The 6,239-nt window shown below is 71.8% G+C and carries 5 protein-coding genes; 2 read left to right on the top strand and 3 right to left on the bottom strand.

The window, feature by feature from the left end; genetic code table 11:
- Nucleotides 1-262: 262 nt before the first annotated feature.
- The 3 genes from tesB to B7767_RS07240 form a co-directional block, all read right to left on the bottom strand.
- Nucleotides 263-1,132: an acyl-CoA thioesterase II gene (gene tesB, locus B7767_RS07250; RefSeq protein WP_085571422.1), complete on the bottom strand. Its 870-nt coding sequence runs from the start codon at nt 1,130-1,132 to the stop codon at nt 263-265.
- Between the two features lie 35 nt (nt 1,133-1,167).
- Nucleotides 1,168-2,325: an acyl-CoA dehydrogenase family protein gene (locus B7767_RS07245; protein ID WP_085571421.1), complete on the bottom strand. Its 1,158-nt coding sequence runs from the start codon at nt 2,323-2,325 to the stop codon at nt 1,168-1,170.
- Between the two features lie 116 nt (nt 2,326-2,441).
- Nucleotides 2,442-3,041 (bottom strand): TetR/AcrR family transcriptional regulator, encoded by a 600-nt coding sequence (locus B7767_RS07240; RefSeq protein WP_085571420.1) that lies wholly within the window; start codon nt 3,039-3,041, stop codon nt 2,442-2,444.
- A gap of 87 nt (nt 3,042-3,128) precedes the next feature.
- Here B7767_RS07240 and B7767_RS07235 point away from each other — a divergent pair, with 87 nt between their 5' ends.
- Both B7767_RS07235 and B7767_RS07230 read left to right on the top strand, forming a co-directional pair.
- The gene (locus B7767_RS07235; RefSeq protein ID WP_085571419.1) at nt 3,129-4,745 is read left to right on the top strand and encodes a carboxyl transferase domain-containing protein; all 1,617 of its coding nucleotides are present in this window, start codon (nt 3,129-3,131) and stop codon (nt 4,743-4,745) included.
- Nucleotides 4,746-4,759: 14 nt separating this feature from the next.
- The coding region (locus tag B7767_RS07230; protein WP_085571418.1) for an acetyl/propionyl/methylcrotonyl-CoA carboxylase subunit alpha at nt 4,760-6,239 on the top strand (1,480 nt) is incomplete at its 3' end.

Genomic DNA, 6,239 nt, shown 5'->3' with positions numbered 1-6,239 from the left:
GCGGGCGGAGCGGGTGGCGAAGCGCGAACGCATGGTGGTCTCCATGGTGTGACGTGGTGGATCGGCCGGCGGGCTGCCGGGATGACCGCAGCTTGTGCCGTGATCCGTCCCACCCGCCACACCGAACGCCCAGCACGGGACGCCGGAACGCTGGAACGGCCTCTGACCTGCACGGATACCAGTCGCCTGGAACGGTCCACTGGGACGCGGACAGCCGTCAGGACCGTGCGTCGTGGAGGGGAGGAGGACGTCCGGAGCCGGCTCAGGGGCGCGGGACCCGGACCACGCCCTCCTGGATGACCGAGACCGCGAGGCGGCCGTCCTGGGTGTAGATGCGGCCCTGGCCGAGGCCCCGGCCGCCGTGCGCGGACGGGGACTGCTGGTCGTACAGCAGCCACTCGTCGGCGCGGAACGGGCGGTGGAACCACATCGCGTGGTCCAGGGAGGCGCCGACGACGTCGCCGACGGCCCAGCCGCCGCGCCCGTGGGCGAGGAGGACGGAGTCCAGGAGCGTCATGTCGGAGACGTACGTGGCGAGGACGACGTGCAGCAGGGGGTCGTCGGCGAGCTTGCCGTTGGCGCGGAACCAGACCTGGGAGTGGGGTTCGCGCGGCTCGCCGAAGCGGCCGTAGGGCGGCTCGTCGACGTAGCGCAGGTCGACGGCGGCACGGGCCTCCAGGAAACGCTCCACGACCTCGGGGTCGAGGTGGTCGTACCCGCGCAGGCGTTCCTGCGACGTGGGCAGCGTGGCCGGGTCGGGGGACGGCGGCATCGGGTCCTGGTGGTCCAGGCCCTCCTCGTACGTCTGGAAGGACGCCGAGAGGTGGAAGATCGGCTTTCCGTGCTGGACCGCGACCACCCGCCGCGTGGTGAAGGAACGGCCGTCGCGGATCCGGTCGACGGTGTAGACGATCGGGGCGCCGGGGTCGCCGGGGCGCAGGAAGTACGCGTGCAGGGAGTGGGCGGGCCGGTCCGCGGGGACGGTCCGCCCGGCGGCGACCAGCGCCTGCGCCGCGACCTGCCCGCCGAAGACGCGAGGGACGACGGCGCTGCGGGAGTGGCCGCGGAAGATGTTCTCCTCGATCTGCTCGAGGTCGAGCAGATCGAGGAGATCCTGTAGTGCCTGACTCATGGAATCAGTTGTATACGGCAGGGATTTCCGGGACCTTACAGGCCCATGTCCTTGGCGATGATCGTCTTCATGATCTCGCTGGTGCCGCCGTAGATGCGGTTGACGCGGTTGTCCGCGTACAGGCGGGCGATCGGGTACTCGTTCATGTAGCCGTAGCCGCCGTGGAGCTGGAGGCAGCGGTCGATGACGCGGTGCGCGACCTCGGTGCAGAACAGCTTGGCGGAGGCGGCCTCGGCGGGGGTCAGCTCGCCGGCGTCCAGGGCCTCGGTGGCGCGGTCGGCGACGGCCTCGGCGGCGTCGACCTCGGCCTGGCAGGCGGCCAGCTCGAACTTGGTGTTCTGGAAGTGGGCGACCGGCTTGCCGAAGACGGTGCGCTCCTGCACGTACTGCTTGGCGAACCGGACGGCGGCCTTGGCCTGCGCGTAGGCGCCGAAGGCGATGCCCCAGCGCTCGGAGGCCAGGTTGTGGCCGAGGTAGTAGAAGCCCTTGTTCTCCTCGCCGAGCAGGTCCTCGACGGGGACCTTGACGTCGACGAAGGCCAGCTCGGCGGTGTCGGAGGTCTTCAGACCGAGCTTGTCGAGCTTGCGGCCCACCGAGTAGCCCTCGGCCTTGGTGTCGACGGCGAAGAGGGAGATGCCGTGGCGGCGGTCCTCGGCCGTCGGGGCGGCGGTGCGGGCGCAGACGATCACCTTGTCGGCGTGGACACCGCCGGTGATGAAGGTCTTGGCGCCGTTGAGGACGTAGTGGGAGCCGTCCTCGCTGAGCTTGGCGGTGGTCTTCATGCCCGCGAGGTCGGAGCCGGTGCCCGGCTCGGTCATCGCGATGGCCCACATCTCCTCGCCGGTGACGAACTTCGGCAGGTAGCGCTTCTTCTGCTCGTCGGTGGCGAGCATCTTGAGGTAGGGCAGGGCGAGCAGCACGTGCACGCCGGAGCCGCCGAACTGGACGCCCGCGCGGGCGGTCTCCTCGTAGAGGACGGCCTCGAACTTGTGGGTGTCCATGCCCGCGCCGCCGAACTCCTCGGGCACGCTGATGCCGAAGATGCCCAGCTCACCGAGCTTGTAGTAGAAGTCGCGGGGCGCCTGGCCCGCCGCGAACCACTCGTCGTAGACGGGGACGACCTCGGCCTCGATGAAGGCGCGGATGGTCTCCCGGAACGCCTCGTGATCCTCGTTGAAAACCGTACGGCGCACTGTCCGCCACCTCCAGAACCTGGGCATGTCTAAGCGCTTGCTCAGATCAAAGGTACCGGCGAGTATCCACAGCCGTCCAGAGCGGGAGCCCCGTAACGCTCGTCACTCCACCGGGGTCATCGCGCGCCCGCCGCCGCGAACGCGCCCCGGGCCATCCGGTGCAGCAGCTCGGCGGTGCCCGCGCGACCGGGCAGGGAGCCGGGGCGGGTCAGGTGGGGGGTGGAGTTGAGCAGGCCGAACACCGAGTGGACCGCCGAGCGGGCGGCCGGTTCGGCCAGCTCCGGGTACACCTCGCGCACCACCCCGACCCACAGCTCGACGTACTGCCGCTGCAACTGGCGCACCAGCTTGCGGTCGGTGTCCCGGAGGCGGTCCAGCTCACGGTCGTGCAGGGTGATGAGGGGGCGGTCGTCGAGCGCGAAGTCGATGTGCCCCTCGATCAGCGAGTCGAGGACCGCCTCGGGGGCCGTCGTCCCGCCGGCCTCCGCCAGGCGCCGCTTCGCGCCGGTCAGCAGCGAGCCGCTGATCCCCACCAGCAGCTCCGCGAGCATCGCGTCCTTGCCCGCGAAGTGCCGGTAGAGCCCGGGGCCGCTGATGCCGACCGCGGCACCTATCTCGTCGACCCCGACGCCGTGGAAGCCGCGCTCGGCGAAGAGCCGGGCGGCCTCCTTGAGGATCTGCTCGCGGCGGGTGGGGGCGTCGGTTCTGGTGGCCATGGAGACGATTCTAGACAGCAGGGTTAGCGGTCGTTAACCTGAGGGAAATGCGTTAACGCTCATTAACAAGGTGAGGGGACCCGCAGGATGCATGAGGCACCGGAGCTTCACAGCGCGGCCGATCCCGCGTCGGAGGCCTTTCGGGCCAACGAGGAGGCGCACCGCGTCCTCGTCGAGGAGCTGCGCGGCAAACTGGCCGCGGCGGCGCTCGGCGGGGGCGAGCGGGCGCGGGCACGGCACACCGCGCGCGGGAAGCTGCTCCCGCGCGAGCGCGTGGACACCCTCCTCGACCCAGGCTCACCCTTCCTGGAGCTGGCCCCGCTGGCGGCCGACGGGATGTACGAGGGACAGGCCCCGGCGGCCGGTGTGATCGCCGGGATCGGGCGGGTCGCCGGCCGGGAGTGCGTGGTCGTCGCCAACGACGCCACCGTCAAGGGCGGCACGTACTACCCGATGACGGTGAAGAAGCACCTGCGCGCGCAGGAGGTGGCCCTCGACAACCGGCTCCCCTGCGTCTACCTGGTGGACTCCGGCGGTGCCTTCCTGCCGATGCAGGACGAGGTGTTCCCGGACCGGGACCACTTCGGGCGGATCTTCTACAACCAGGCCCGGATGTCCGGTGCCGGCATCCCGCAGATCGCGGCGGTGCTCGGCTCCTGCACGGCGGGCGGGGCGTACGTCCCGGCGATGAGCGACGAGGCGGTGATCGTCCGGGGCCAGGGCACGATCTTCCTGGGCGGCCCGCCGCTGGTGAAGGCGGCCACCGGTGAGGTGGTCACGGCGGAGGAGCTGGGCGGCGGCGAGGTCCACTCGCGGGTGTCGGGCGTGACCGACCACCTCGCGGAGGACGACGCGCACGCGCTGCGGATCGTGCGGAACATCGTCTCCACGCTCCCCGCACGGGGGGTCCTGCCCTGGGGGGTGGAGCAGGCCGTCGAGCCCAAGGTGGACCCGGCGGGACTGTACGGCGCGGTGCCGGTCGACTCCCGCACGCCCTACGACGTGCGCGAGATCATCGCCCGCGTCACCGACGGCTCCCGTTTCGCGGAGTTCAAGTCGGAGTTCGGGCAGACCCTGGTCACCGGTTTCGCCCGGATCCACGGCCACCCGGTGGGGATCGTCGCCAACAACGGCATCCTGTTCTCCGAGTCCGCGCAGAAGGGCGCCCACTTCATCGAGCTGTGCGACCAGCGCGGCATCCCGCTGGTGTTCCTGCAGAACATCTCGGGCTTCATGGTGGGCCGGGACTACGAGGCGGGCGGCATCGCCAAGCACGGCGCCAAGATGGTCACGGCGGTCGCCTGCACGCGCGTGCCGAAGCTGACGGTGGTGGTCGGCGGGTCGTACGGCGCGGGCAACTACTCGATGTGCGGGCGGGCGTACTCCCCCCGGTTCCTGTGGATGTGGCCCAACGCCAAGATCTCGGTGATGGGCGGCGAGCAGGCCGCCTCCGTCCTCGCGACCGTGAAGCGGGACCAGCTGGAGGGCCGCGGCGAGGAGTGGCCGGCGGAGGACGAGGACGCCTTCAAGGCCCCGATCCGCGCGCAGTACGAGCGTCAGGGGAACGCCTACTACGCGACGGCCCGCCTCTGGGACGACGGCGTGATCGACCCGCTGGACACCCGGCAGGTCCTGGGCCTGGCCCTGACCGCGTGCGCCAACGCGCCACTGAGTGACCCTCAGTTCGGCGTCTTCCGGATGTGAGGGGACGGACAACGATGTTCGAGACAGTGCTTGTGGCCAACCGGGGCGAGATCGCGGTGCGCGTCATCCGCACACTGCGGTCGATGGGCGTGCGCTCGGTGGCGGTGTACTCCGACGCGGACGCCGACGCCCGGCACGTGCGGGAGGCCGACACGGCGGTACGGATCGGGCCCGCGCCGGCCGCGGAGAGCTATCTGTCGGTGGAGCGGCTGCTGGAGGCCGCCGCCCGCACCGGCGCGCAGGCGGTGCACCCGGGGTACGGCTTCCTGGCCGAGAACGCCGGCTTCGCGCGGGCGTGCGAGGAGGCGGGGCTGGTGTTCATCGGGCCCCCGGCGGACGCGATCGCCCTGATGGGCGACAAGATCCGTGCGAAGGAGACGGTGAAGGCGGCGGGCGTGCCGGTGGTCCCCGGCTCCAGCGGCAGCGGCCTCACCGACGGGCAGCTCGCCGACGCGGCCCGCGACATCGGTGTGCCGGTGCTGCTGAAGCCGTCGGCGGGCGGTGGCGGCAAGGGCATGCGCCTGGTGCGGGACGCGTCGGCGCTGGCCGACGAGATCGCCGCCGCGCGGCGCGAGGCCCGCGCCTCCTTCGGTGACGACACGCTGCTGGTCGAGCGGTGGATCGACCGCCCCCGGCACATCGAGATCCAGGTGCTGGCCGACGGCCACGGGGGCGTCGTCCACCTGGGCGAGCGCGAGTGCTCCCTGCAGCGCCGCCACCAGAAGATCATCGAGGAGGCGCCCAGTGTGCTCCTCGACGAGGAGACCCGGGCTGCGATGGGTGAGGCGGCCGTCCAGGCGGCCCGCTCCTGCGGCTACCGGGGCGCGGGCACCGTGGAGTTCATCGTCCCGGGCAACGACCCGTCGTCGTACTACTTCATGGAGATGAACACCCGCCTCCAGGTGGAGCACCCGGTCACCGAGCTGATCACGGGTCTTGACCTGGTGGAGTGGCAGCTGCGGGTGGCGGCGGGCGAGCCGCTGGCGTTCGGGCAGGACGACATCCGGCTCACCGGGCACGCGGTCGAGGCCCGTGTCTGCGCGGAGGACCCCGCGCGCGGCTTCCTCCCCTCCGGCGGCACGGTACTGAGGCTTCGCGAGCCGCAGGGCGACGGCGTGCGCACCGACTCCGGGCTGAGCGAGGGCACGGAGGTCGGCAGCCTCTACGACCCGATGCTGTCCAAGGTGATCGCGTACGGCCCCGACCGGGCGACCGCGCTGCGCAGGCTCCGGGCGGCGCTGGCGGAGACGGTGACACTGGGCGTGCGGACCAACGCCGGGTTCCTGCGGCGGCTGCTGGCGCATCCGGCGGTCGTGTCGGGGGAGCTGGACACGGGACTGGTCGAGCGCGAGGTGACCGGGCTCGTGGCGGACGAGGTGCCGGCGGAGGCGTACGCGGCGGCGGCGCTGCTGCGCCAGGCCTCCCTCCGGCGGCCCGCCGACGGACCCGGCTGGGCCGACCCGTTCGCCGCCGCCGACGGCTGGCGGATGGGCG

This window comes from Streptomyces sp. 13-12-16 (genome assembly GCF_002114215.1).
GTDB lineage: Bacteria > Actinomycetota > Actinomycetes > Streptomycetales > Streptomycetaceae > Streptomyces.
This window is presented reverse-complemented; position numbering and strand designations above follow the sequence as displayed.

What these genes read in the sequence shown, in the direction of transcription:
- B7767_RS07240 (WP_085571420.1), bottom strand. Translation starts at nt 3,041, where the DNA reads ATGGCCACCAGAACCGACGCCCCCACCCGCCGCGAGCAGATCCTCAAG.
- B7767_RS07235 (WP_085571419.1), top strand. Translation starts at nt 3,129, where the DNA reads ATGCATGAGGCACCGGAGCTTCACAGCGCGGCCGATCCCGCGTCGGAG.
- tesB (WP_085571422.1), bottom strand. Translation starts at nt 1,132, where the DNA reads ATGAGTCAGGCACTACAGGATCTCCTCGATCTGCTCGACCTCGAGCAG.